The organism is Rhodoferax sp., assembly GCF_025354435.1.
Classification (GTDB): Bacteria; Pseudomonadota; Gammaproteobacteria; order Burkholderiales; family Burkholderiaceae_C; genus Rhodoferax_B.
Window position 1 is genome coordinate 13,638 of the sequence record NZ_JANXMU010000001.1, and the last position, 22,979, is coordinate 36,616.

The following is a 22,979-nucleotide window of genomic DNA, read 5'->3' on the forward strand; positions in this document are numbered from 1 at the left end:
GCGAGTGGACATGAACAAACAAAAAAATATGCAAAAAAGTCGGTACCAGAAAGTGCTTGTCGTGTGTCCCGGCAACGCCATGACAGCGGGTCCAGAGGCGCTGCATCAGTTGGTCGAGAGAATGAACGTGCTGGGCCAGACTGCTGCGATGGTATACCACCCGTTTAGCCAGGCCTTTGCTACTCCACCGGCTTACCAAAAGTACCGGGTACCCGTAGAGAAGTATGAAGACCGTTCGGGAGAGTTGATTTTATTTCCGGAAATTTTTACCCAACAAGCGTTGAAGGCCCGGCATGCGCAAGCTGCTATTTGGTGGATGTCGGTCAATAACTTCACCGGTGTGCGCTACCAAAGTCCCATGCGGGACAGATTGCGATTCTTGAAAAACAAGATCAAAGGCCGTATCCCCTGGCGCGGCATCGACGCGTTGCAGGGTCTCCCGCATTTTGCCCAGAGCCACTACGCGACGCTGTTCTTGCAAGACCATGGCATTGACGCGTTGCCCTTGTCCGACCCCATTCCTTTCTATACCGAAGCCTCGTATTTGGAAGCGCTTCCCGAACGGTTGGCCCAGGCCCAACGCACCAACCGGATCTTTTACAACCCGCATAAAGGCGCAGCCGTGACCGCCCAACTCAAGGCGGCCTTTCCTGCTTGGGATTTCATGCCCTTGTCGGGGTTCAACCGCCAGGAACTGGCCCAGCACTTTTTGGGCGGAAAATTGTACATGGATTTTGGCCACCATCCCGGCAAAGACCGTCTGCCACGAGAGGCGGTACTGCACGGTTGCTGCGTTATCACAGGCCGCTATGGCTCCACTACCAATGATGTGGATGTGCCGATGGACCCACGCTACAAATTGGATCCGCGCGCGCCCCATTTTTTGGCGGATTTTGAACGCGAAGTGCAGCGCATCTTCCATGCGACGGCGGAAAGTCAAAGTGACTTTGCGGCTTATAGCCGCACCATCGCAAATGAACCGGCCAATTTTGATGCGCAAATTACAGCGGCGTTCTTAACCTAGAGTTTGTACCGTCTGGAGCACCCGGTCTGCCGACATTCCCAGCAAGCAATCGCTACGGCTTTGGTTATGGTCTTCGCATCCAGCTTTGCTGCACGGCACGCAGGGCAGGGTGCTTTGCAGTAAGGTGATGCTGTGCACGGTTTGTTTCTCTGCCCGTCCCACATACGTCTGCGTGATGTGCGGCGCATTCGGCCAGGGGCCCCAGCGCACCGGGTTGGTCGGGCCAAATATGGCCAGCACGCGGATGCCCGAGGCCGCGGCCAAATGGGTGACCGATGTGTCTGGGCCAATGTACAAATGGGCACGCCGAAACAGGCTGACTAACTGGTTGAAATTGAGCTGGCCGCTGGTGTCTACCAGTTGGGGTGAGGGTGCCAGTCCCCGCAACTGCTGGATGCAATTCTGGTCGGATGGCCCGGCGCTACCGGTCAGCACAATTTGATGGCCTTCGGAGATCAATTGCACCAGTAGCTCGCGAAAATAGGCGATCGGCCATTGCTTGTACGGCCACATGGACGGCGTGTGTACCACGATGGCGCTGGACAGAATCAAGGCATCCAGGGGGGCTGGCAGTGCTTGTGCGGGTGGCGGCAGCACCTGGGCCGCCTGTATATCGGGCTGACACCAAGGGGCCAGTAAGGCCAGTTTCTCGGCGACCACATGGACGGTGCCGGCATCGCCTTCACTTACGACCACATGGCTCAAAATCCGCTTTTTCCACCAGTTGCTGGAGTTTTTAGCAGGAATAATGCCGCTGCGGTGTTGACTGCTGGCGGCCCAGCCGATCAGGTGAGCACGGTCGCTGGGCTGAGTTACCAAGGCTAGATCGTATCGCTTCCAGATGGTTTTCAGCACGGCCAAGGTGTCGCGCCAGCCTTTAGCGGGCTGGGTGGCGATGAGCGCATGGATATCCGGGTTGCCCTGGAGCATGCCCAGGGTCCCTGCTAGGCCGATCACGTCGATTTCTGCATCCGGCCATTGCTGGCGAGCAGCGTGGATCAAGGGCGTGGTCAGCAGCATGTCGCCTATCTGCCGAGTCGCAACCACCAGTATTTTTTTCATGAAAATCTGTACACCATCTGTTGCGGTACCTACGTCGTCACGGCAGGCTGTGTACCAAACTGCAACGCATGCAAACGGGCATAGAGCCCTGCCTGGGCAATGAGTTCGGCATGCGTGCCTATTTCGATGATTTCACCCTGGTCGAGCACCGCGACCCGGTCGGCGTGCTCGATGGTGGATAAGCGGTGCGCAATGATCAAGGTGGTGCGTCCGGTCATCAGGCGCTGCAGGGCTTCTTGTACCAGGCGCTCTGATTCGGTGTCCAGCGCCGATGTCGCCTCGTCCAGTATCAGGATAGGTGCATCCTTGTACAACGCGCGGGCGATGGCCAGGCGCTGGCGCTGTCCGCCAGAGAGCTCGGTGGCGTTGTGTCCTGTCATGGTGTCGATGCCTTGCGGAGCCTCGTCTAAGAACCCACCGAGGTTGGCTGCCCGCAAACAGGCTTCCACCCGCGCCCGGTCTGGCGTTTCACCTAACGCCACATTGGCGGCCAGGGTGTCGTTGAACATGATCACATCCTGGTTGACGATGGCAAACTGGTTGCGTAAGGCTTTGAGCTGCCAATCGGCGATGTCGTGCCCGTCCAGCAAAACATGCCCGGCGCTGGCTGTGACAAACCGTGGCAGCAAATTGACCAGCGAGGTTTTGCCGGAGCCGGATGGCCCCACCAGCGCCACCACTTCACCGGGTACTACGGTCAGCGATACCCGGTTCAGTGCCGAACGGGTTTCGTCGTCGCGGTAGCGCACGGTGACCGACTGGAATTCAATGTGGCCCTGTGCCCGCTCCACCACGAAGGTGCCACTGGGCTCCGCCGGTGTTTTCTCGATCAGGTCTAGCGCCCGCTCCATGGCAGCGAGCCCGCGGGTCACGGGGCTGGCCACGTCTGACAGCCGCTTCACTGGTGCAATCAACATCAGCATGGCGGTGATGTAGGACGCAAATTCGCCCGCCGTGACCTCGCTGGACCCTTGCAGCAAGGCTACGCAAATTACGCTGGACAGCGCAATGGCCGACATCATGTGGGTCATGGGGGTGACCGCTGCAGAGGCCGTTGCCGACTTCATATTAAGCCTGCGTAAGCCTTCGCTCAACAACTGAAAGCGCTTGCCCTGTGCGCCCTGGGCTGCATGCAAGCGCACGACCCGTTGCGCCAGCACGTTTTCTTCCACCACGTAAGCCAAGCCATCGGTAGCGCCCTGACTACTTTTGGCAATCTGGTAGAGCCTGCGCGAAAGGGTGCGGGTAACAAAGGCCACGGCCGGAAACAGTACCACCAGAATCAGCGTCAATTCCCAGTTCAGGTACAGCAGATAGGCCACCAGAGCGACTAGGACCATGCTGTCCTTAGCCAAGCCCATGACCGAGGTAACCAGGATTACTGCGCCGTTTTGGACTTCGTAGACGATGGTATTGGACAACGAACTGGCCGTTCGTTGGGTAAACAAGGTGCTCTGGGCATCCAACAGGCGGCTGAACATGGATCTGCGCAGTGCGTCGAGGCCATCTTGGGTAATTTTGGCCATGGCGACATCTCCCAGGAAGCTGCTCAGGCCGCGCAGGCCGAATACGGCGATCAGGGCCAGCGGCACCATCCACGGGTTCAGCGCGCCTTTTTGGAAGCCGTTGTCGAGCAAGGGTTTCAGCATGGCGGGCACCAGGGGCTCGGTGGCGGCACCAATGATGGTGGCCATGATCACCAACATCCATGCTGAACGGCGGCCTTTGAAAAAGTAAGGCGATAACCGGGGGATGCTTTGCCTCAACAGATTGACCAAACCTTGGGATCGCTCATTTTTCATAGGGTGACTGCCTGGGCAAATGGAGGTGACAAGAATGGCAGCTTGGATCGATGACAGCGGCGTGCGGTAAAAAAGAGGTTTTTCGCCGGGTACCCGTTGACGCAGCAGGATTATCCCGCTTTTCGGCAGGCTTTCTGCCCGCCAGGAGCCCTGTGCGTGGCCGACCAGGTGCGGTAGGCCGTCTGCTATGCTTGAACGGATTCCAACCGTCAGAGTGCCGTGCCACAAGTGAGCCCTATTTCCGTCTACATCATTGCCTACAACGAGGCAGAGAAGGTGGCCGATGCCATCCGCAGCGTGGCTTGGGCCGACGAGGTCGTGGTGGCCGATTCGCACAGTACCGACGACACCGTTCGCATTGCCGAATCTCTGGGCGCACGGGTGGTCCAGATTCCGTTCCAGGGCTTTGGCCGGTTGCGCAACGATGCGGTGGCAGCTTGCACGCACGAGTGGGTTTTCAGCCTGGATTCAGATGAGCGATGTACTCCTGAAGCTGCGACAGAAATCCGGGCGCTGGTGGACAAGGCCGAGCACGGTGTGTACTTTGTGCCGCGGCGCAACTTCTTTCTGGGTCGCGAAATCCGCCACTCTGGTTGGTATCCCAATTATCGCCAACCCCAGCTGTTTCGCAAGTCACAAATGGGCTACGACATCAGCCCTGTGCATGAGAATTTTGAACTTACTGCCGGTGCCACTGTGGGCTACATGCAAGCAGCCATCTGGCAGTATCCGTTTAAAGACTTGGCCGAAGTGGTGGCCAAGATGAACCGCTATTCATCGCTGGGTGCTACCAAGCGGCGCCAGTCGGGTTCCAGCTACGGCAAGGCTTTGACGCATGCCATCTGGGCATTCTGGAAGCACTACCTGTTCAAGCGGGGTTTTTTAGACGGCTGGCCGGGCCTGGTGATCGCCTTGTCCTACTTTGAAGTCACCTTTTACCGCTACGCCAAGGCGGTCGAATTGGCCCACCAAGCCCAGTGGGAACAAGACTGGAAGAATGTTTTGAAACGATAGGCAGGAACTTATCCCGCTTAAAACGAACCCATCCATCCGGCAACTTATTTATAAAAATCATCTATGACCCAAGCTTTCCCACTAAACCGCCGATCGTGCCTTGCCGGACTGGCCCTGATGGGCACCGCATCGGCCTTTGCCCAGTTTCGTGTGGAAGTCTCCGGTATAGGTCTTACCCAGTTGCCTATCGCGGTTGCCAGTTTTCGGGGTGATGACCAGTCCCCGCAAAAAATTGGTGCCATTGTGCAGGCGGATCTCGAGCGCAGCGGGCAGTTTCGGGCCGTCGATGCCAGCGGCGTGGCTTTGGACGAAACCTCCCGGCCCGACGTGGCCTTGTGGCGGCAAAAGGCCGCAGATTCGCTGGTGACTGGTAGCGTTACCCGCTTGGCCGATGGCCGCTTTGACGTGCGCTTTCGCCTCTGGGACGTGGTGCGCGGACAAGATCTAGGTGGCCAGAGCTACACCGTGCTGCAAGGCGATTTGCGTTTGTCGGCCCACCGCATTGCCGACTTCATCTATGAAAAATTGACTGGTGACCGGGGCATTTTTTCGACCCGCATTGCCTACGTGACCAAAGCAGGCACCCGCCACACGCTGTGGGTGGCCGATGCCGATGGCGAAAACAGCCAGACCGCGCTGGCCAGTCCGGAATCCATCATTTCCCCTGCTTGGTCGCCCAATGGCATGCAACTGGCTTATGTGTCTTTTGAAGCCCGCAAGCCCGTCATCTACGTGCATGATGTGGCCACCGGCAAGCGGCGTCTGGTGGCCAACTTCAAAGGTTCCAATAGTGCACCCGCCTGGGCTCCCGATGGGCGCTCTTTGGCCGTCACTTTGAGCCGCGATGGCGGATCTCAAATTTATAGCATAGATGCCAATGGTAGCGAGCCTAGACGGCTTACCCAGTCTAGCGGCATCGATACCGAGCCGAAGTATTCCGCAGATGGCAAAAGCATTTATTTCGTCAGCGACCGGGGTGGTGCACCGCAGATCTACAGCATGCCCAGCAGCGGCGGCAACCCGGAGCGTGTGACTTTCTCGGGCAGCTACAACATCTCGCCCAGCATCAGCCCGGATGGCCGCTGGCTGGCCTATGTATCGCGTATTGGCGGAGCCTTCAAGCTGCAGGTGATGGAGCTCAGCACCTCGACTGTGACCAGTATTACCGACACCACTGCCGACGAAAGCCCCAGCTTTGCCCCGAACAGCCGTTTGCTCGTTTACGCGACGCAGCAGCAAGGCCGCGAAGCCCTGATGACCAGCACACTGGACGGCAAGATCAAGGCCCGTTTGGCCGGCCAGGCGGGTGATATCCGCGAACCAGACTGGGGTCCCTTTTTAAAGCCCTGACTTCTAGCCACTGTAAACAACGTACTTACTATTTAACGAGGAAATAAAAAATGAAAAATTTGATTTGGGCACTCTCACTGACCGCCGTATTGGCGGGTTGCGCTTCGGGTGTAAAGCTGGATGATGTACCAGTTGTCGATAAAAGCGGCGCTGGTGTAACCCAGCCTGGCAGCATGGGTGCTGAAGGCAGCACTTCTGGCGCCACCAAGAGCGGCGTGACGCCTGTGGACTTATCGGCATCCAACTCGGTGGCTACCGGCCCCAGCAGCGGTCGCATTGTGTACTTCGACTATGACAGCTACGCCGTCAAACCCGATGACCAGACCGTCATCGATGCCAACGCACGCTACCTCAAAGCCGACAAAGCCCGCCACGCAGTGGTCGAAGGCCACACCGATGACCGCGGTGGCCGTGAGTACAACCTGGCCCTGGGCCAAAAGCGTGCCGAGTCCGTCCGCCGTGCTTTGGGATTGCTGGGTGTAGCCGATGCGCAGCTAGAAGCTGTGAGCTTCGGTAAAGAAAAACCTGCTGTGCAGGGCAGTGACGAGGCCGCCATGGCGAAGAACCGCCGCGCCGAGATCAGCTACCGATGAGCCGATTCACCCTGCGCCCGGTCGCTCTGGCGTTGGGCTGCTGGATGCTGTTGGCATCCGGTGCCCAGGCCGGGGTGTTCGATGATGACGAGGCCCGCAAAGCTATTCTGGACCTGCGCCAGCGGGTCGATAGCAGCCGCCAGGCAGCCGAATCCGCCAACCAGAAATTGGCCGAAGACTTGCGCCGGTCTACCGATGACAATGGTCAATTGCGCCGCAGCCTGCTAGACCTGCAAAGCCAAATCGACAGCTTGCGTACTGATTTGGCCAAGCAGCGGGGCCAAGACGAGCAGTTGGCCCGCGATCTGGCCGACGTACAGCGCCGCTTGAAAGACCAGGCGCAAGGCGTGGACGAGCGCTTGCGCAAATTTGAACCCGCCAAGGTGACTGTGGATGGCCGGGAGTTCACTGCCGACCCCGCTGAGGTACGTGATTTCGATGCTGCGTTGGCCGTGTTTCGCACCGGGGACTTCGCGGCTGCGCAGACCGGCTTCATGGGTTTCGTCAAACGCTACCCCCAAAGCGGCTACGGCCCATCGGCCTTGTTTTGGTTGGGCAATGCCCAGTACGCCAACAAGGACTACAAGAGTGCGGTGGCCAACTTCCGCGCCATGCTGGCAGCCGCTCCCGACCATGCCCGTGCCCCCGAGGCTGCACTGTCGATAGCTAATTGCCAGATGGAGTTGAAAGACAGCCGCGCTGCGCGCAAAACACTGGAAGACCTGGTCAAGGCCTATCCCCAGTCCGAAGCTGCATCGGCCGCCAAAGACCGGCTGGCCAAGCTCAAATAAGCATTTTTAAATCCAGCGTAATTTGCTACTAATTTGGTAGCTTCTTACGTAGATTGAATATGCGCTAGAGGGGTATTTTTTGCATAATTTATCTGCGGCGGAAGACGCTTCGCAAGAGGCCGATATCGTGCGTCGCTTTGGCGGACTAGAGCGCCTGTACGGTGTCCCCGGTGCGGCGCGTATCCGGGCCGCCCATGTGGTGGTGGTCGGCATCGGCGGCGTGGGCTCCTGGACGGTGGAGGCCCTGGCGCGTAGTGGCGTAGGGCAGCTGACGCTGATCGACCTTGACCATGTGTCCGAGTCCAACATTAACCGCCAGATCCATGCGCTGGACTCCACGGTAGGCCAGGCTAAGGTGCTGGCGATGCGTGACCGTATTGCCCACATCAATCCGACCTGCGTGGTGCATTGCATCGAAGACTTTGTGGAGCCAGGCAACTGGCCCCAATTGCTGTCCTTGGATATAGATGCGGTGGTCGATGCCTGCGACCAGGTGAAAGCCAAAACGGCGATGGCTGCCTGGGCCCGTCAGACGCACGCTTGTTTCATCTCTGTAGGTGCCGCCGGTGGCAAACGCCACGCGCACAAAGTCGACATCGATGACTTGTCGCTCACCACCCACGACCCTCTGCTGGCTCAGCTACGTTACCGCCTGCGCAAAGAACACGCGGCCCCCCGCGAGGGTAAAAAAATCGGCGTAGCCTGCGTTTTCAGCCGCGAAGCTGTGATGCCGCCCGACCCATCCTGTGCCATCGATGGCGACGGCAGCTTGAATTGCCACGGCTACGGTTCTGTCGTTAGCGTGACGGCCACCTTCGGGCAATGCGCTGCCGGGTGGATTTTGGATCAATTGGCATCGAAGCTTGAAAAGAGTCCCAAAACCGCGCTATAATTCGAGGCTGCGCTGCAGTGTGAAAACACCAAGCCGGGACGTTAGCTCAGTTGGTAGAGCAGCGGACTTTTAATCCGTTTGTCGTGGGTTCGACCCCCGCACGTCCCACCAAGCAACATATAGAAAGCCTGCTATTAAAAAGATAGCGGGCTTTTTTCATTTTGGGTCCGTGTAGCCACTGTGTAGCCACGGGTACAGGGTTTCGTACCGTTTAGCCACTCTTTCGGCACTTCCTTACAGCCATAGCAATCGTCGTGTGGTCTTGGCCACCCGCCCATACAGGCCGCCCGTGTTGAAAACGCCATTCCAAGCAAGCCCGCGCAATGCGCCGCGCTGGATGCGCCTCCGTTTCCTCGACCAGCTCGCCCGGCTGGTGGGAACGCCCAGTACATGGACTGGATAGCCAGTTAGCACAAACAGGCCCGTGATTGGCAGTTCGGGTTGCGCTGCTGAGCCCACTGCAGGTCACTGCGAACCAGGATCGCCCCACACCTGAACCCCGGTTCAGGATGCCGGTCCGGTGGCTTCCGCAGACAGCCTATCCCGAACGGCAGTGCTACGGCCTACAAGTAGAAAACCCGGCGCAGTGGCCGGGTTGGATGGTTACCCCTGCAACTTAGGGGGCCAATGTGGAACCCTTCGCAGAGTGCGCTGAAAGCATTGATCGGTCAGAGTCGCACAGGGCATGCGCTCCCCATGTTGGCATCGGCCCAGGCCAGCAGGTCAAACGAGTCGCCCGGCTCGATATCCATGGGCTCGGCGTTCATGCGCTCCCCCAACACCTGGAAAAATCCCTCGACTTCGCTTTTGCAGGGAGATGCGTACAGCACCAGAGTTTGCTCATCAAAACCCAGACGAACCGCATGGGATGGCTTCACCAAGTGCGATAACCACACGCCAGCGGGCGGCATTGGCATCGAGTGCGGGTCGATAGCGCCCCAACGGGTGGTGTAGTGGCTTTTGCCGGTGGGCACGCTCATGGTGCACCACCATGCAGCATTACCTGCGCGTACTCGCTCAATTCGCCCATGCGGGTTTGTGTCTGGCTGCATGTGTGGGCCGCGTCCAGCAGCATGGCCTGCATGGCCGTGGCGTGCTCGATGGTGAATACGCTGCCGCCGATGTCAATACTCTCCGCTTCCAAGTCATGCGCCAGTCGATCACACCATTCAGCCTTGGCGCGAATCGTGTCAAGGGTGGTGATGGCACCAAACATCCAGCTTGCAAGGCGTAAAACACCTTCCGCCTTGCCAATGTGGTCGTGATCTGTCAGCTTAAAAATGCCTGAGGTCAGCGTCTGCATTTGGTCGAATGTTTTGCGCGTGGCTGTGGCGTTGTTGTCCGCGGGCTTTGTAGTGGTGGTCATGGTTCAAGCCCCCACGGTCAAAGCGGTGGTGGACTCTGTGCATGCCTGTTTCAGCATGGATGCTGCGCGCACTGCCCGCATGGTGGCCGCTTGCAGGTCACCGGGGTGGTTAGCCTTGCGGATGAAATACAGCGCTGTGGAAAGCGCGTTTTCTATGGCTTGTTGCCGGGCGATGGGGGTGGAAATGCCCATTTTGGGCGTGGTGGGGGTGTTGACCTTGGGCATAGTTTCGGCTCCGATACGAGGCTGAGAAACACCTTTTGCGTTTTCAAGCGCATAGGGTGGATGGGGTGTTGAAAACATGGGTATCGCCATGCGGCCAGCCTCACGGACAAGCCCACCCCACCCGAAACCAGCAGCGTCCGCACGGCACAAAGCCACACGGTCGCCAGAATTTGGGCGTGACAAAACCCCGCTTACGGTGGGGGTTGCAACCTCAATACCTACGGTGTTTTCAAGCACCATCCCTCCCGGGACAGGCGAAGTATAGCGCCCCAAAGTTTGTACAGTAGCGCTCAACGTGCTGAACACGGTTGCCGTGACAGAGGCAAACCGTTTCCCGACTCACTTGCAGCGGAACTGTATCTCCGCCGAGGCGTACTGAGCGAGGCCTGAGTCTTGAGAGGTGGAGTTGACGGGCTCGACTTGCTTGCCAGCCTTTTCACAGAACACGGCGGCTTCACGATAGAGGTCTGCTTTGACCTCGCCACCACTCCAGGTGAGCATGCTGCCCATCTTGGAGATCATGTAGCTGCCACTGCCGATCGGAACTATGCCGGTGTTGGGTGTTGCGCAGCCGCTCAGGGCGAAGGGCAGAGCAATTATCAAAAGTCGCATAGTTCATCCATAAATGTTGGCCAGTGGGATTTGATTTCGCTATGCAATGTAGCTCACCGAAAAGTCCCGCTATCGCATGAGGCCAGCAGCACGTGCATCAGACCGAACCCAGCAACCCCTCGGCAATGCGTTTAGCAGCGGCCAGCGCCTCGTCTTCGGTCGGGTATGGCCCACCGCCAGGGCTTTCCACGTCGTCCACCCCAACCGTTTCGAGGTCGATGGTGTCGATCTCGAATTGATTGCCCCGGCGCAGCGTGACCGTGACCTCGTGCCCACTGCCCAGCTCAACAGTGCGTGAAAAAAATAGACCCCGCTGAAAAACCATGTTCACCCCTCAAATCTGGAGCCGCGAGTATGACCCAGCCAGTGGTAAGGACAGTTGGTGAGCATCTTCCGCTGCCGCAACAATAAGTGCTGCTTTCAGTATTTGCCATCTCAGTTCTCCATTTCAGTGTGAAGCCAGCCGATCTGCTGGCCAATTTCGTTCTTGATGTCTGCCATACGGCGCATATAGACGGCGTGGTGTTCCGGGTAATGCTCGCGCAGGTAACGGGCGCGCCCTTCATCCCACCAAGCAGTGCAGCCCATGCACTCGGGCGCACGGCGTACTCCTTTGGCGTAGAACTGGGCAATAGGTAAGCCCCTCTCGACCAGGTAGGCTGACACATCGGCACCGGTCCAACTCTGGACGGGGTACAGCACCTCAAAACCACCTGCAGCATCGCCTGACCGTAGCGGCGGGGATGCGTACTCATCGTCGCGCTGGCCGCGCACCAGCAGCGTGATGCCATCGGCCCGCATGCGGTCGTGCATGGGGAACATCAGCGCGCGGGCGCAGCAGTCGTACCGGCCCTGGATCTTGATAACCTTCCCGGAAACCAGCGCACCGAACTCCTGGTTATCGACGGGGACCACGTCACTGGGCATTCCATGCAGATTCCTCAGGCTGGCCACGTCGGAATGGATGCGCACGATGGGCACATCCCGCTCCACCGCTTCGACCACGGCACGGGTTTCGGGGAACTGGTCGCCGGTGTCCAGGTGGTAAACCGTCATCTGGTCCCAGTAACGGCGCAGCAGGTACAGCGCGGCGGTGGAGTCGCGCCCGCCAGAGAACTGAAATGCAATGCGGCCGTGCCGACCAAAGGCGGCGGCCACATCATCCAGTGCGGTAAAACTCCAGATGGTGGGCACCACGCCATGCAGCAGGTGCTGGCCGTCCTCCGGTAGCAGATCTTTCAAGCGCTCCACCTCGACATCGGGCGTGATGGTGTAGTCCAGGCCCAGCCCTGCCGCGCGGGCTCAGGCCTCCACCGCCATGGCTTCGTGCACCCTGGCCCCCAGCACGGGCTCAAACTCTGCGTTGTCACCCATCGTGCGGGCCATGTCGTTGATGAACACCTTACCGCCCACTTTCAGAACACGGCGGGCCTCCGCAAAGGTCCGTTCAAAGTCCAGCGAGTGGCACAGCGCGTAGCTGAAAATCACCACGTCAGCGCACCCGTCGGGTAGCGGCATCGCGTTGAAGTCGCCGTGCAGCAGGTCCAATTCCTCGGGGCATTGCGCCAACTGCGCGGTGCTGGCGTTCAGCAGCAGAAATTCCAGGTCAGGCCGAAGCATCTTCATGATGCGGGCCATTTCACCGACACCACACCCGGCATCGATCACCATGGCCCCAGGCGTCGGGTCCATAGCGCCCAGCAGGAAGGCCACATGCTCTTCCTCGGTGGGGCCGAACAGCGCGCCATTGAACACACGGATGCCGCGCTCCAGCACCTGGTGTGTTGCAGCATCAACGGCTTCAAGGTTCATCATCAGATAACTCCTGCTGCGACATATGCGCCGTACAAAGAGGCTGCGGCACCAACGCCAGCCGCTATGTTTGAAGAGTTCGCAGCGCTGGCCGCCCCTTGCGTTGCCGCGATGTTTCCGTAAGTGCCTGCAGCGCCTGCCAGACCCGACTGGGCCCCTGAATATCCCTGTTGCATGGCTTGAGTTCCTGAACTTACGGCTGAAAGGGCCGTGCCTGAATTAGCTACGGAGCTGTTTCCCTGTTGCAGTGCTAGGGCTGCGCTGGAGGCCTGGCTGCTGGCGATGTTCCGGCCCAGGTTGGCCGCGTCGGCTTTCTTGGCTGCGCCAATGGTTTCAATCTGGCGCGTGGCCATGTTTGCAGCACCTGCCTTGGCCTTGGCTGCGCCCAGGTCCATGGAGCCCTGTAGCGCCATGATTTTTCCGCTGGCTGGGTTGACCCCGGCCCGCTCCTGCTCGCGCATCGTGGCCGCGCGCTGTGCATCGACCTGCGTTTGCACGTCGGCACTGGCCTTGGCCGCTTCTGCGGCCCGGCGCTCGGGGGTGTCATAACCCTGGGCCTCGGCCACGATGGATTGCTCCAGCGGCTGGTAGGTGGTCTTGTAGTCTTTGTAGGCATCGCCCGCGATGGCCGTTTGCTGCTGGGTCGCGGCCAATTGGGCATCAGATACGGCATTTGCGCGCTCAGCCGTAGCCGCTCGGTCGGGAGCCGTTTCTGCGTAGATCTGCTTTGCCCAATCCAACTGCTCCTTGGAAAGGGCTGCTTGCTGGAGAGCGGCGGCGTTCTGGCCGCTCGTGTCGGGCGATCCACCCAGGTAGAGCGCCCGCCCGCCGCGGCTGTGGCGTTGTTCAAAGCTCAACATCATGGTGAAGTCCCTCCGTGCCACGTGGGCACATCAGCGAATGAATCGCTTTGGTGGGACTTCTTGACCCGGTTGAAATAAGACCCGTGTGGGGCCCGCCGTTGGATGCTATCAAATTCGCCATCCCGCGCGCGCACGTACATCTCGGCGTTGCAACGGGATTGAAAAATCTTTGGATTTCCTAGGTTTTCCAAGATTATGGGATTACCGCAGTGGTGGGATATTCGCCATTTCCTGAACTGGCCAGCCCCCGGTCTTTCGTACTTGTTGGCACCCTGTACCCCTCCGTTTTGGTGAGCGGCCGGGCTATTTCTTTTCGTCATATGGCCCCCCAATGAGATTGCAGAAGCGACTCCAATGCCCCGCGATTGCCAAACCTAGAGCATCGCTTTCGGCCTGTGTCTGGTGCTTGTCGCAACAGTCATTTGCCAAGGGTGGGCTTGGTGTCTCGCCGGTGCGGTGGAGAATTGAAACCAGGCTCAAGCACTCGGGTGCCCCGCCGTCTTCCGCGGGCGAAAAGGCGCAGCAGTTGGCACACGTCCGGTTGATGGCGATCATTGGTGCCCCCTTGTCAGAAATCGATACGGTTCCACACGCGACGTGCGGTCGTCGCAAAAGCGCAGGCTGGCCGCGTCGTGCCAAAGCTTTATGGAGCCTTCCCAGGACCCGTTACGCTGCTTGTCGCACTTGAGCATGCCGCATGGCTCTGCCTGGGCTTCCAGGTCGCCGGGGTTGGCATCCAGGCGCTCGAACTTGGATTTGTTCATCCAGACGCTGAACACGTTGGATGCCTGGTCAGAAATCGCACCAGATCCCCTTACGTCGTACCGGCCTGGTGGCTTTGCTTCGCTCGACATGCCGCCAGGTTTCTTGCAGTGGGCCACGACGTGCACATGCAAGTTGCTTTCCTGTGCCAGTCGGCAGAGGTCTGTGCTGAATGCCTTCTGCTCGTCCAGGGCTTCTTCCGAAGCGCAAATCATCATCCAGGAGTCCAGAAACACATGCGTGCCCTTGTGAACTTCGGCGAAATACCGGCACAAGGCCAGCGCCCGGTCGGGGGCAATGCGCCCTACATGATCAAACAGCCACAGGCGGCCATCTGTCCAATCGTGGAAGCGGTCAATCAGCCCGGCTGAGGGGTGGGCCTCACCGCAGGCTTGGCGCGCCATACGGCTCATTGTTCGCCAGGGCAGCATTTCCAGGCTGACGATCAGCACCCGTTCACCCTGGGCGGCAAGGTCGATGGCCGCTTGTGAGGTGAACATGGATTTGCGATGGCCGTTGTAGCCGGACCAGACAGACACTTCACCAAGCCGAAAGTGGATCAGCCCCCGCGCGTTGTGTATCGACAGGCCGGGCGCAGTCTCACGTGGTGCATTGGGGTCCAGGTCGGCTTTTACCTGGTCGGCAAACTCGGATGCATTGCGCACCAGTGCGGTGAAGTTGGGCGCGTCCAGGTAGGCGCTCAGGTCCACGGTGTCGGCGATCAGTTCCATATCGCCTCCACTTCGCGCACCAGCGCCTTGGCCGCCCGCTCGGCTTGTTCCTGCCGGGCAGCTTCGCGCTTGATGGTGTGCAGTGAATCATGCAGGTGGCTATCACCCAACCAATCGGCAACCCAGCTTGGTGCCCAGCGGACCTTCACCAATCGGGGGATTACCTCCAGCACCATCCAGCCCAGCTTGCGCTCGTGGTCGATCACGTCCAGTTGCTCGGGTTGGGCCCCCAGGATGTCAGCCAAGAGCTTGCCCAGGCGGGTCTTGCTGTCCATCAAGACAACCACCGACAAGCCTCGCAGCCAGTCCCAGCGGTAGGGCTGTTCAGGGTTTGCGTACACCGCGGGGTTGTCCCAGTGGACTCGACCGGCCAAGACCACCAGCACCACGTCTGTGGGTTTCAGCCCCTGGGCGCGGGCTTCTGCGATGGCGTAGGCATCACCTCGGGGGTAGGGTACGGTTTTCATCGTGCACCCTCCCATGGCTTGCGTTCACCTGCCGCGGTGGCGGGTGTTTTCGGCATCTCGTCTTCCCAGCGTTTGCCGTTCAACCAGGTGGCCGGGTGCGGAACGAATTTGCCTCCATCTTTCTGCCAATCAGGAGATTGCTTCTGGCTGGCCAGTGCCAACAGGATTGCGTCCACCAACTCAGCATCTGCTTTCAATTTGGCGAAGGCTTTTTGAGCGTCGGACTTGCTGACCTTCTTGGGATAGCTGTCCCAGAATTTGACGAAGCCATCACCTGCTTGCAAAGCAGATTTCGAGGTGCTGACGGCTATTGGTGGTTCTTGGTGGTTCAATGACGGTTCGTCTGAAGTGGGCTTCAGGGGTTTGAGGAAGCCCACTTCAGGGGTACGGGAAGTGGGCTTCAGGGATGAAGCATTCTTCAGGGGTGAAGGCTCTTTCAGGGGTGCAATGGGCTTCAGGGGTGAAGCAGCCTTCAGGGGTTCACCCATCACGATGCGGTACCGATTCGTACCACGTGGCCCTTCGTTCAAAAGAACCTGAAGCTCACCACTTGCACGCAATGCAACCAGGATGTGGTTTGCGTTGCGGGGGGTCATGCGGCACTTCGCTGCAAGCGTCGGCACAGCCGGATAGCTGTTGCCATCGTCGTCGGCAAAGTCGGCCAACGCCAGTAGCATTAAAAGTTCGGTGCCGCTGTGCTGCGACTGATCCCACACGCGGGACATGACACGGATACTCATGCGCCCTCCCTTTGGGTCGGTCTGGCTGCCATGGTTGTAAGCAACCGGTTCCACCGCAGGCAGGTGATGCACGCAGTGGCCGTTTTGAAGGGGCCGCAGTAGCAGGGAGCTGTGGCCAGGTCTACGTGACGGGAAGGGGGTGATATGGCCCCCGCCGGTCCGACAACTATGAAATGAGGTCTAGCCATCAGTGCGCCTCGCTTTGCATCGCGGTGACGAGGTCGTGGCGGCGATTCTCTGCCGGGTTGCGCGCGATGCGTTTAGCTGCACTGCGCGGGGCGCCCATCAGCTTGTAGCGCGCCATCCTGGGGTGCAATAGCTGGTCGTCCGTGACAACGTGCTCGCGGTCAACGTGAACGCGGTAGCCCCGCTCTTCCAAATCCTGGATGCGCGTAGCGATTCGCCGGTAACCCAGCGCCTCCGCTTCCACTGTGCCTAGCCCACGAGCGCCAAGGTAGCGCAAGACCCGCGGAAGCATTGCCATCTGGCTGTCACCCGCAGCACTATTTAGGCGAAGCCCTGCGCGTGCAATTTCTGCCCGGATTGCATCACATGCAACTTTGCCAATTCGTGCTGTGGGAAGGCTTTGCTTTCCGCGTGGGAACGGCAATAATTCAGTCTGGGTGAAGTTTCTTGTACTGGTTATCTGAGATTTGAGGCCTCCTGTATTTTCCGTGCTGGGGGCTTCACCGTTTGGGTGCCGGGGTTTGTTGGTGCTGGTCACGCTGCCACCCCCAGGCCTTGCTCAACCACGTTGACGATCACGCCAGCAAAGCCAGCGATAGCGCGGTCACGGTAGTCGCAGTCTTCGGACAGTTGCTGCAGCGCTGTGCACAGTTGCGCTGCGCGGGCCGCTTGGGTTTTCTTGGCCAGGATGGCATCCAGTGCGGTGGTGGCGATTTGTGCACCCGCCTGCTCGGCCAAGTCGGCGGTGGTGTAGCTGGGGCTCATGCTCCCACCCCCAGCACGCGGCGAAGCTCGGACACTTGCCACGCAAGGCGGCCATTGATGCGCAGGGGCCGGATGGGGCCGGTTCCATCACGCATGGCCCATGCCCTCATTGTCTGAGGACGGCGGTTTAGATAATAGGCCGCTGTTGCGGTGTCAACAGTAGGGCGAGTTACTGATTCCAGCGTTGGAAACGCGAGAGGAATAGTACTTGTGGCAGGGTGAAATTCAGGCGTAGAAGTACGTGCAGTCATGCACAACCCTTTCTCAAAGAAGGTTGGAATGACTAGGTGGACTGTTTGCCGGGGATAGTCCCCCTTAAAGCGGTTAATTCCGCACGCGGTATTCAGTCACTGGTAGCACGTCTTGCGCAAGACCTAGACCCGTCTAAATCAACGGGCAAGAGTATTTTCTATCACGAAAATACGGAAAACAACAGGGGTGCAACCGAAGCCCTAATAGGCGGGTGAAGGTTCCCGCTTTTCAGCCGCTAAACCTAGCTGGGGCAAAAGGGTTCAAGCGTGGCTTTGCACCCAGCTTTTCAAGACTTCGTTGATGCGGGTTTGCCAGCCTGGTCCAGTGGCTTTGAATGCGTCCAGCACCTCTGCATCGACACGCATATTCAAGGTGGGGCGCTTCACGGTCACGGCGGGCCTGCCCCGGCCCCGCTTGATGGCCGCACTCGCCCAGTACGTAGCCACGGCGGCGGCATCGTTGGGGTCGTAGGGTTCGCTGTTAGGCGTGAACGGGATAGGTGCGTCCTGCGCAGCTTCGCGCTTGACGCGCTCCCAGTCGCTGCCCTGGGACTTCGATTCAGTGGGCTTCTTGCCAGCTTGCATACAGCTTCCTTTCCTGTTTGGATGCCCGGCGCAGCGATATGGCCCGCACCTCGTTGGGTTCGCGTTGCACGTACACCAGCACCAATACCACGCCAGCCACCTCGACCAAGGCAACGTCCATCAGCCGGGTTTCAGTGGCGCGGACCGATTCCAGCGTCAGCTTGTCCGAGGCGTTGAACACCAGGGGCGCATCCGCCAGTGAAAGCCCATGCTTGGCGATGTTGGCCGCATCTTTGTTCGGGTCGAACGTGAAGTGCATGGCTTTATTTATTGTAGTGGCATCAATTAACTATTTCAACCCACCATGCGTAGCGCGCCGGGCACGGCTTTCGCGTCAAACGCCACTGCGGCCTGCTCCAGCATCCAGGCCTCGATACGCTCGTGGTGCACGCGCAGCAGCTCCAGCGGGCGTATGGTGTAGTGCTTTTCGGCGGTGGCACTGGGCTTGTGGCCTTGAATCTGGGCCACCACGCCCACCGGTACCTCCAGCCATTCGGTCAGGCTTTTGAACGAACGGCGCAGGCCGTGCAGGGTCAGCCCGTCCAGGCCAGCGACTTTGCACGCGCGGGTGTGCGGGTTGTTGGGCTCGGTCAGGTGGCCCGATTTACTGGTGGTGCTGGAGAACACCCATTGATTTCGGCGGGGCAGGGTTGCCAGCAGGTGCAGGATGTAGGGTGCGGCGGGTATCTCGCGGGTTCCTTCTACCTTGTCGCGGATGGCGATTCCCTTCCACTGGGTGTTTACGTCCTCCCAGCGCAAGGCCAGCACTTCGCCTGGGCGCGCTCCCGTCAAAAGCATGAATTGCAGACTGGCGGCGACAACCGGGTTTTGAAGCTGTTGGACGGCGGCAAACCATGCGGCCAGTTGCCCGCGTTGCAGCACGTCGGTTTTCGTCCCGGCCTTGCCCAGGGCTTCGCGGGTTTTCTTGGTCTTGGCCGGGTTCTTTACGGGCAGCAGGGCGGCATAGGCGGGCTGTTCGCTGCACCAGCTCAGAAACACCTTCAGCAGTCGCCACGCCAGGCGGGCGGAGGATGCGCGTGTCTTGGCCTCGTTCGCTGCCCAGGCTTCTATCGTCTGCTGGTCGAGGTCGCGTAGCACCAGCGGCATCAAAGCGGCCAGCGGCCCGGCCTTGGTCAGTTCCTTGGTGTAGCCCCGACGGGTTGAAGGAATGCCACCAGGTGCCGCCTTGGCATTGTGGTCTTGGTAGTGGCGTTCGCCCCAATACGGTTTGCGTTCGACAAGGTAGGCCGCCCACACTTCGCCCACCGTGACAGAGGCCACCTTGTCGGCTTCCAACTGGGCGAAGGCGGCGGCTTTGATGGCCGACTTTTCGGCTTCTTGCACACGGTCAACTTCGCGTGGGTCTGTGCCTGCATCCAGGGTCACGCGCAGGCGATTGGCCTCTGTACGGGCGGCCTCGATGCTCCAGGCGCGCACGTCGCCGATGGTGCGTCGGATGGTGTGCCTGTTCAGTTTGGCCTCGAACACGAACGACTTGGCCCCGGTGTTGGTAACCCGCACACGCAAACCCGGTGCTTTGCTGTCGCGCAGGAATGCCTGGGACTTTGTATCGGTGCGACAGGTCAATCGTTCGATTAACCCGGCTGTCAGCTCCCGTGCTTCGCTCACATCAACTGCCGCATCCTTCTTTGGTCTTGCCATCCTGAACCCCTTACTGACCCGTTGGTCACTCTGTGTAGCCACTTTTGCGCTATTTTGGCGAATATCAATCAACGCCAAGGCTGTAACTGTATCCAGTAAATTTAACGCAAGCTGTTGATTTATATTGATTGTAGCAACATGAATCAACACTGCCAAACACATCTGGAACCGGACTTTTAATCCGTTTGTCGTGGGTTCGACCCCCGCACGTCCCACCAGTATCCTAGAGAGCCCGCTATTGAATAAATAGCGCGCTTTTTCTATTTTTATTCTGTGTCTGGCTAGGCGAACGGATGGTCCGCTACTTCACTTGTTGCTTTTCCAGCTTGCGCGCCAATGTACGGCGGTGCATACCCAGCCGCCGTGCTGTCTCTGAAATGTTGAAACCAGTTTCGGCCAGTATTTCGTGGATACGCTCCCATTCCAGCGTTTTGATGGATGTAGGCCGGTTGGTGAGTTGTACTTCTACATTGCCCGCTGCACGACCAAAAGCGGCCTCTATATCGTCTGTGTTGGACGGTTTGGCCAGGTAGTGGCAGGCACCGAGTTTGATCGACTCCACGGCGGTAGCAATACTTGCAAAACCCGTAAGTACCACGATCAGCATAGCCGGGTCGTGCATGTGCAATGTGCGTACGCAGGCCAGCCCGGAGGCATCGCCATTTAGTTTGAGATCTACCACTGCGTATCCGGGTGTTCGCTTTTGCAGTAGGGTGGCGACCGCTTCCAGGCTGGTGGCCAACATCACTGCGTAGCCACGCCTCTCAAATGAACGGCCGAGTGTGCGGGCAAAGGCGGCATCGTCTTCAACGATAAGCAGTAGGCGCTCAGTGGTTTCAACCGGCATATATCGTCGTCTCTCCGATAGCGATAGCAGCCAAGGGCAGGGTGATTTTTACAAGGGCTCCGCCTTCCGGGCGGTTGCATGCGGTGACATTGCCTCCTAGCGTACGGGCAACGTTGAGAACAAGAAACAGCCCAAGTCCGCCCCCCGTGCGACCTTTACTCGATTGGAAGGGCTTGCCGAAATGCGCCAGCATGGCGGGGGCAAATCCGGGGCCTTCGTCGGCAACAGTCAAGGTCAGCGCGTCTGCCTCACGGCTTGCTTTCAGCTGTATCCAGCGCGGGGATGCATCCAGCGCATTGTCCAGCACGTTGTAAACCATTTGTTTGAGGGCGAGATCGGAAACCATTGGCAAGTCATGGCCAAATTGATTGGTATAGGCAAATGCGTAGACCGGACGGGTGGCGCGCCATTCTTCGACCAAGTCGTTCAAAAACTTGCAGATGGTGGTTTTGACCGAGAACTCGCCTCTTGCCTCACCTGCCGATAAGAGTGTGTTGCTCACAATGGCTTTGCAGCGCAGTAGCTGGTTTTGCATTTCATTGATCTCCAGGAGCAGCTCTGGATCTTTCGTGAAAGGCTCCATGTGCCGCCAGTCTCCCAGGATAACCGCCAGGGTGGCCAATGGTGTGCCGAGTTCGTGCGCAGCGCCTGATGCGAGTAGCCCTATGCGCACGATATGCTCCTCTTCAGCGGCACGCTGGCGCAGGTCTGCCAGATGGCTATCACGGGCCCGCAGATTGCGGCCGATACGCGTGATGAAAATGACCAACAATGCGGCGTTAAGCACAAAACAAATCAGCATGCCCTGTATATATGGGCTATACAAGCCGCGGTTGTGGTCGAGTGGTAAGGCCAACGGTTCGCCGAAAAGTGCCAGGCCCGCAAAGCAGACAGCCGTGATGGCCACCATGGTCCATGTGGACCATGCTCGCAGCAGCATGGCACCCAGTGTGACCTGCAGTAAATACAGAAATGCAAATGGATTGGTGGCACCGCCGCTGAGGTAAAGCTGGGCGGTCAGTATTCCAACGTCCACCAGCAGAGCGAAGAACAGCTCTCCATTGCTGACCTCGTGGAACATTTTTGTGCGAAGCAAACTGACTGCATTGAACGCCGCCAGACAGCCAAGTAATACAAACATGGTGCCTAGTGGCAGGCGGATTTCAAAGCCAAAGTGGACGATCAAAATCGTGGCAATCTGCCCGACGACCGCTATCCACCGCAACTGGACCAGCTGATGCATATTCTTGCGACCCGTGGCATCGTCCTGCCGTGTGCCGGTGGCTGGCAGTGGCGGCTGGCTTTGTACTTTAGTTGTTTGCAGCACGATCAAGTTCCTCAGCCGCCTTGTCGTGGCGTAGCAGCCGCTCCGCACTGGAAAAGTACCATGCTGCACCGGCTACCATGGCCGCAAGCACGTACCAGGTCAGGGCGTAAACCAGATGGTTGTTGTGGAAAGCGATAACCGTTAGCCCTCCCTCCGGAACAACTGCTGCCTTGTTTGTAGGTATTTCTGTTGTTGGTGTGGGGAATGCATCTGCATCTACAAAGTAAGGTGCTACTTGGGTCAAGCCACTCGCCTTCGCGATTGCTTGAACATCGCGGGAATACCAGCGGTGGTTCACCGGATCGTTCTGGCGTAAAAATGCGCCGCTAGGCTGGGTCATTCGCAATAAACCCATCACGGTGGATAAGTTGTGGGTGTCTGCCATTGCCGGTGCAATAGTTCGGGTGGCTTCTGGAGGTATGAACCCGCGATTGACAATCACCACTGTGCCGTCGGCCAACCGCAGAGGCGTAAGCACCCAAAAACCGCTGCCGCGCTCCGTGACGGCCTGCACCAAGGTGTCTTGTCCGGCAATAAATGTTCCGGTGACACGGATACGGCGGTATTCATCGTCAGATGCATTGAGCTGCGGCCACTGATTGGGCAAAGGTGCCGCGACTTCTTTGGCATGCACACGCTCATTGACTCGGGCAATCAGCTCCAGTTTCCAAGAAAGACGCGCTATTTGCCAAGTGCCTAGCGCAGCAAAAAGGGCAAAAACCAATGCTGCAAAAACAACTAAAAGGCCCACATGCTGTGGGCCTTTATTCGCTGTAATTGCCTTGCGTTGCTGTAACAAGGTCAAGGCATGTTCTTCATGTCATGTGCCGACACTGGCATCATGTTGGCATTCAGGTGGTACATCACCCAGATGGAACCGGTCAACATGATCACCAACAACATCAGCGTAAAGATCAGTGCCAACAGCGACCAACCACCTTCTAGCTTGCTGGTCATGTGCAGAAAGTAAATCATGTGCACCACGATTTGCACGGCTGCAATGGCCAGAATGACGATGGCTGTGATGTGGGGTTTGTCAAAGACTTTCCCCATAACCAACCAGAAGGGGATAACCGTCAATATGACGGCTAGTACAAAACCCGTCACATACCCTTTCAGGGTGCTGTGGCTACCAGAGTCACCGTGGCTGTGATCGTCATGGCTGCCGCCGTTTTCAGTGTGTGCGCCCATTACAGCACTCCCATCAGATAGACAAAGGTAAATACGCCGATCCAGACCACATCCAAGAA

28 protein-coding genes and 1 tRNA gene are annotated in these 22,979 nt (G+C 58.6%); 7 read left to right on the top strand and 22 right to left on the bottom strand.

Features of this window, described 5'->3' with window-relative positions; translation table 11 throughout:
• Positions 1–10: 10 nt before the first annotated feature.
• Positions 11–1,024 (top strand): hypothetical protein, encoded by a 1,014-nt coding sequence (locus Q0T48_RS00080; protein WP_295950646.1) that lies wholly within the window; start codon positions 11–13, stop codon positions 1,022–1,024.
• Here the strand turns inward: Q0T48_RS00080 and Q0T48_RS00085 are convergent.
• Complete coding sequence (locus Q0T48_RS00085; RefSeq protein ID WP_295950648.1) at positions 1,016–2,086, bottom strand: glycosyltransferase family 9 protein; 1,071 nt, start codon at positions 2,084–2,086, stop codon at positions 1,016–1,018. The genes Q0T48_RS00080 and Q0T48_RS00085 overlap by 9 nt on opposite strands.
• A 29-nt stretch (positions 2,087–2,115) precedes the next feature.
• Positions 2,116–3,888 carry a lipid A export permease/ATP-binding protein MsbA gene (gene msbA, locus Q0T48_RS00090; protein WP_295950650.1) on the bottom strand — a complete coding sequence of 591 codons (1,773 nt, stop codon included), beginning with the start codon at positions 3,886–3,888 and terminating at the stop codon, positions 2,116–2,118.
• A 228-nt stretch (positions 3,889–4,116) separates the two neighbouring features.
• Here msbA and Q0T48_RS00095 point away from each other — a divergent pair, with 228 nt between their 5' ends.
• The 6 genes from Q0T48_RS00095 to Q0T48_RS00120 all read left to right on the top strand — a co-directional run bounded on the left by Q0T48_RS00095 (position 4,117) and on the right by Q0T48_RS00120 (position 8,639).
• The gene (locus tag Q0T48_RS00095; RefSeq protein WP_295950651.1) at positions 4,117–4,902 is read left to right on the top strand and encodes a glycosyltransferase family 2 protein; all 786 of its coding nucleotides are present in this window, start codon (positions 4,117–4,119) and stop codon (positions 4,900–4,902) included.
• A gap of 117 nt (positions 4,903–5,019) precedes the next feature.
• Entirely contained in the window at positions 5,020–6,252 is a 1,233-nt protein-coding gene (tolB, locus tag Q0T48_RS00100; protein ID WP_295950709.1) for a Tol-Pal system beta propeller repeat protein TolB, read from the top strand.
• 50 nt (positions 6,253–6,302) lie between these two features.
• Positions 6,303–6,845, top strand: a complete 543-nt coding sequence (pal, locus tag Q0T48_RS00105) for a peptidoglycan-associated lipoprotein Pal (protein WP_295950652.1) — start codon at positions 6,303–6,305, stop codon at positions 6,843–6,845.
• A gap of 44 nt (positions 6,846–6,889) precedes the next feature.
• Positions 6,890–7,636, top strand: a complete 747-nt coding sequence (ybgF, locus tag Q0T48_RS00110; protein WP_295950712.1) for a tol-pal system protein YbgF — start codon at positions 6,890–6,892, stop codon at positions 7,634–7,636.
• Between the two features lie 79 nt (positions 7,637–7,715).
• The gene (locus Q0T48_RS00115; RefSeq protein ID WP_295950654.1) at positions 7,716–8,528 is read left to right on the top strand and encodes a tRNA threonylcarbamoyladenosine dehydratase; all 813 of its coding nucleotides are present in this window, start codon (positions 7,716–7,718) and stop codon (positions 8,526–8,528) included.
• 35 nt (positions 8,529–8,563) lie between these two features.
• Positions 8,564–8,639, top strand: a tRNA-Lys gene (locus Q0T48_RS00120).
• A gap of 557 nt (positions 8,640–9,196) precedes the next feature.
• Here the strand turns inward: Q0T48_RS00120 and Q0T48_RS00125 are convergent.
• The 20 genes from Q0T48_RS00125 to cyoD all read right to left on the bottom strand — a co-directional run bounded on the left by Q0T48_RS00125 (position 9,197) and on the right by cyoD (position 22,920).
• Positions 9,197–9,508 carry a hypothetical protein gene (locus Q0T48_RS00125; RefSeq protein WP_295950656.1) on the bottom strand — a complete coding sequence of 104 codons (312 nt, stop codon included), beginning with the start codon at positions 9,506–9,508 and terminating at the stop codon, positions 9,197–9,199.
• On the bottom strand, positions 9,505–9,894 hold the full coding sequence (locus Q0T48_RS00130) for a hypothetical protein (RefSeq protein ID WP_295950657.1): 390 nt from the start codon (positions 9,892–9,894) through the stop codon (positions 9,505–9,507). The genes Q0T48_RS00125 and Q0T48_RS00130 overlap by 4 nt, the downstream gene beginning before the upstream one ends.
• Before the next feature lie 3 nt (positions 9,895–9,897).
• Entirely contained in the window at positions 9,898–10,119 is a 222-nt protein-coding gene (locus Q0T48_RS00135) for a hypothetical protein (RefSeq protein ID WP_295950659.1), read from the bottom strand.
• Between the two features lie 339 nt (positions 10,120–10,458).
• Entirely contained in the window at positions 10,459–10,731 is a 273-nt protein-coding gene (locus tag Q0T48_RS00140) for a hypothetical protein (RefSeq protein WP_295950661.1), read from the bottom strand.
• Positions 10,732–10,828: 97 nt separating this feature from the next.
• Entirely contained in the window at positions 10,829–11,056 is a 228-nt protein-coding gene (locus Q0T48_RS00145) for a hypothetical protein (protein WP_295950663.1), read from the bottom strand.
• Between the two features lie 110 nt (positions 11,057–11,166).
• Positions 11,167–11,973: a phosphoadenosine phosphosulfate reductase family protein gene (locus Q0T48_RS00150; protein WP_295950665.1), complete on the bottom strand. Its 807-nt coding sequence runs from the start codon at positions 11,971–11,973 to the stop codon at positions 11,167–11,169.
• A 60-nt stretch (positions 11,974–12,033) separates the two neighbouring features.
• Positions 12,034–12,546, bottom strand: coding sequence for a class I SAM-dependent methyltransferase (locus tag Q0T48_RS00155; protein WP_295950672.1), 513 nt, complete (start codon positions 12,544–12,546; stop codon positions 12,034–12,036).
• Entirely contained in the window at positions 12,546–13,406 is an 861-nt protein-coding gene (locus tag Q0T48_RS00160) for a hypothetical protein (protein ID WP_295950674.1), read from the bottom strand. The genes Q0T48_RS00155 and Q0T48_RS00160 overlap by 1 nt, the downstream gene beginning before the upstream one ends.
• A gap of 551 nt (positions 13,407–13,957) precedes the next feature.
• Positions 13,958–14,899: an AAA family ATPase gene (locus Q0T48_RS00165; protein WP_295950677.1), complete on the bottom strand. Its 942-nt coding sequence runs from the start codon at positions 14,897–14,899 to the stop codon at positions 13,958–13,960.
• Complete coding sequence (locus Q0T48_RS00170) at positions 14,890–15,366, bottom strand: hypothetical protein (protein WP_295950680.1); 477 nt, start codon at positions 15,364–15,366, stop codon at positions 14,890–14,892. The genes Q0T48_RS00165 and Q0T48_RS00170 overlap by 10 nt, the downstream gene beginning before the upstream one ends.
• The gene (locus Q0T48_RS00175; RefSeq protein WP_295950682.1) at positions 15,363–16,106 is read right to left on the bottom strand and encodes a helix-turn-helix domain-containing protein; all 744 of its coding nucleotides are present in this window, start codon (positions 16,104–16,106) and stop codon (positions 15,363–15,365) included. The genes Q0T48_RS00170 and Q0T48_RS00175 overlap by 4 nt, the downstream gene beginning before the upstream one ends.
• Positions 16,107–16,293: 187 nt before the next feature.
• Positions 16,294–16,830 (bottom strand): hypothetical protein, encoded by a 537-nt coding sequence (locus Q0T48_RS00180; RefSeq protein WP_295950684.1) that lies wholly within the window; start codon positions 16,828–16,830, stop codon positions 16,294–16,296.
• A complete protein-coding gene (locus Q0T48_RS00185) occupies positions 16,827–17,057 on the bottom strand; it encodes a hypothetical protein (protein WP_295950686.1) in 231 nt (76 codons plus the stop codon). The genes Q0T48_RS00180 and Q0T48_RS00185 overlap by 4 nt, the downstream gene beginning before the upstream one ends.
• 512 nt (positions 17,058–17,569) lie before the next feature.
• Complete coding sequence (locus tag Q0T48_RS00195) at positions 17,570–17,893, bottom strand: BrnA antitoxin family protein (protein WP_295950692.1); 324 nt, start codon at positions 17,891–17,893, stop codon at positions 17,570–17,572.
• On the bottom strand, positions 17,868–18,152 hold the full coding sequence (locus Q0T48_RS00200; RefSeq protein WP_295950694.1) for a BrnT family toxin: 285 nt from the start codon (positions 18,150–18,152) through the stop codon (positions 17,868–17,870). The genes Q0T48_RS00195 and Q0T48_RS00200 overlap by 26 nt, the downstream gene beginning before the upstream one ends.
• A gap of 35 nt (positions 18,153–18,187) precedes the next feature.
• The gene (locus tag Q0T48_RS00205; protein ID WP_295950697.1) at positions 18,188–19,555 is read right to left on the bottom strand and encodes an integrase family protein; all 1,368 of its coding nucleotides are present in this window, start codon (positions 19,553–19,555) and stop codon (positions 18,188–18,190) included.
• Between the two features lie 301 nt (positions 19,556–19,856).
• Positions 19,857–20,402: a response regulator transcription factor gene (locus Q0T48_RS00210; RefSeq protein ID WP_295950699.1), complete on the bottom strand. Its 546-nt coding sequence runs from the start codon at positions 20,400–20,402 to the stop codon at positions 19,857–19,859.
• Entirely contained in the window at positions 20,392–21,729 is a 1,338-nt protein-coding gene (locus tag Q0T48_RS00215) for an ATP-binding protein (protein WP_295950715.1), read from the bottom strand. Before Q0T48_RS00215 ends, Q0T48_RS00210 begins: the two co-directional genes overlap by 11 nt.
• Positions 21,713–22,534, bottom strand: coding sequence for an SURF1 family protein (locus Q0T48_RS00220; RefSeq protein WP_295950703.1), 822 nt, complete (start codon positions 22,532–22,534; stop codon positions 21,713–21,715). The genes Q0T48_RS00215 and Q0T48_RS00220 overlap by 17 nt, the downstream gene beginning before the upstream one ends.
• A complete protein-coding gene (cyoD, locus tag Q0T48_RS00225; RefSeq protein WP_295950718.1) occupies positions 22,531–22,920 on the bottom strand; it encodes a cytochrome o ubiquinol oxidase subunit IV in 390 nt (129 codons plus the stop codon). Before cyoD ends, Q0T48_RS00220 begins: the two co-directional genes overlap by 4 nt.
• Positions 22,921–22,979: the final 59 nt, after the last annotated feature.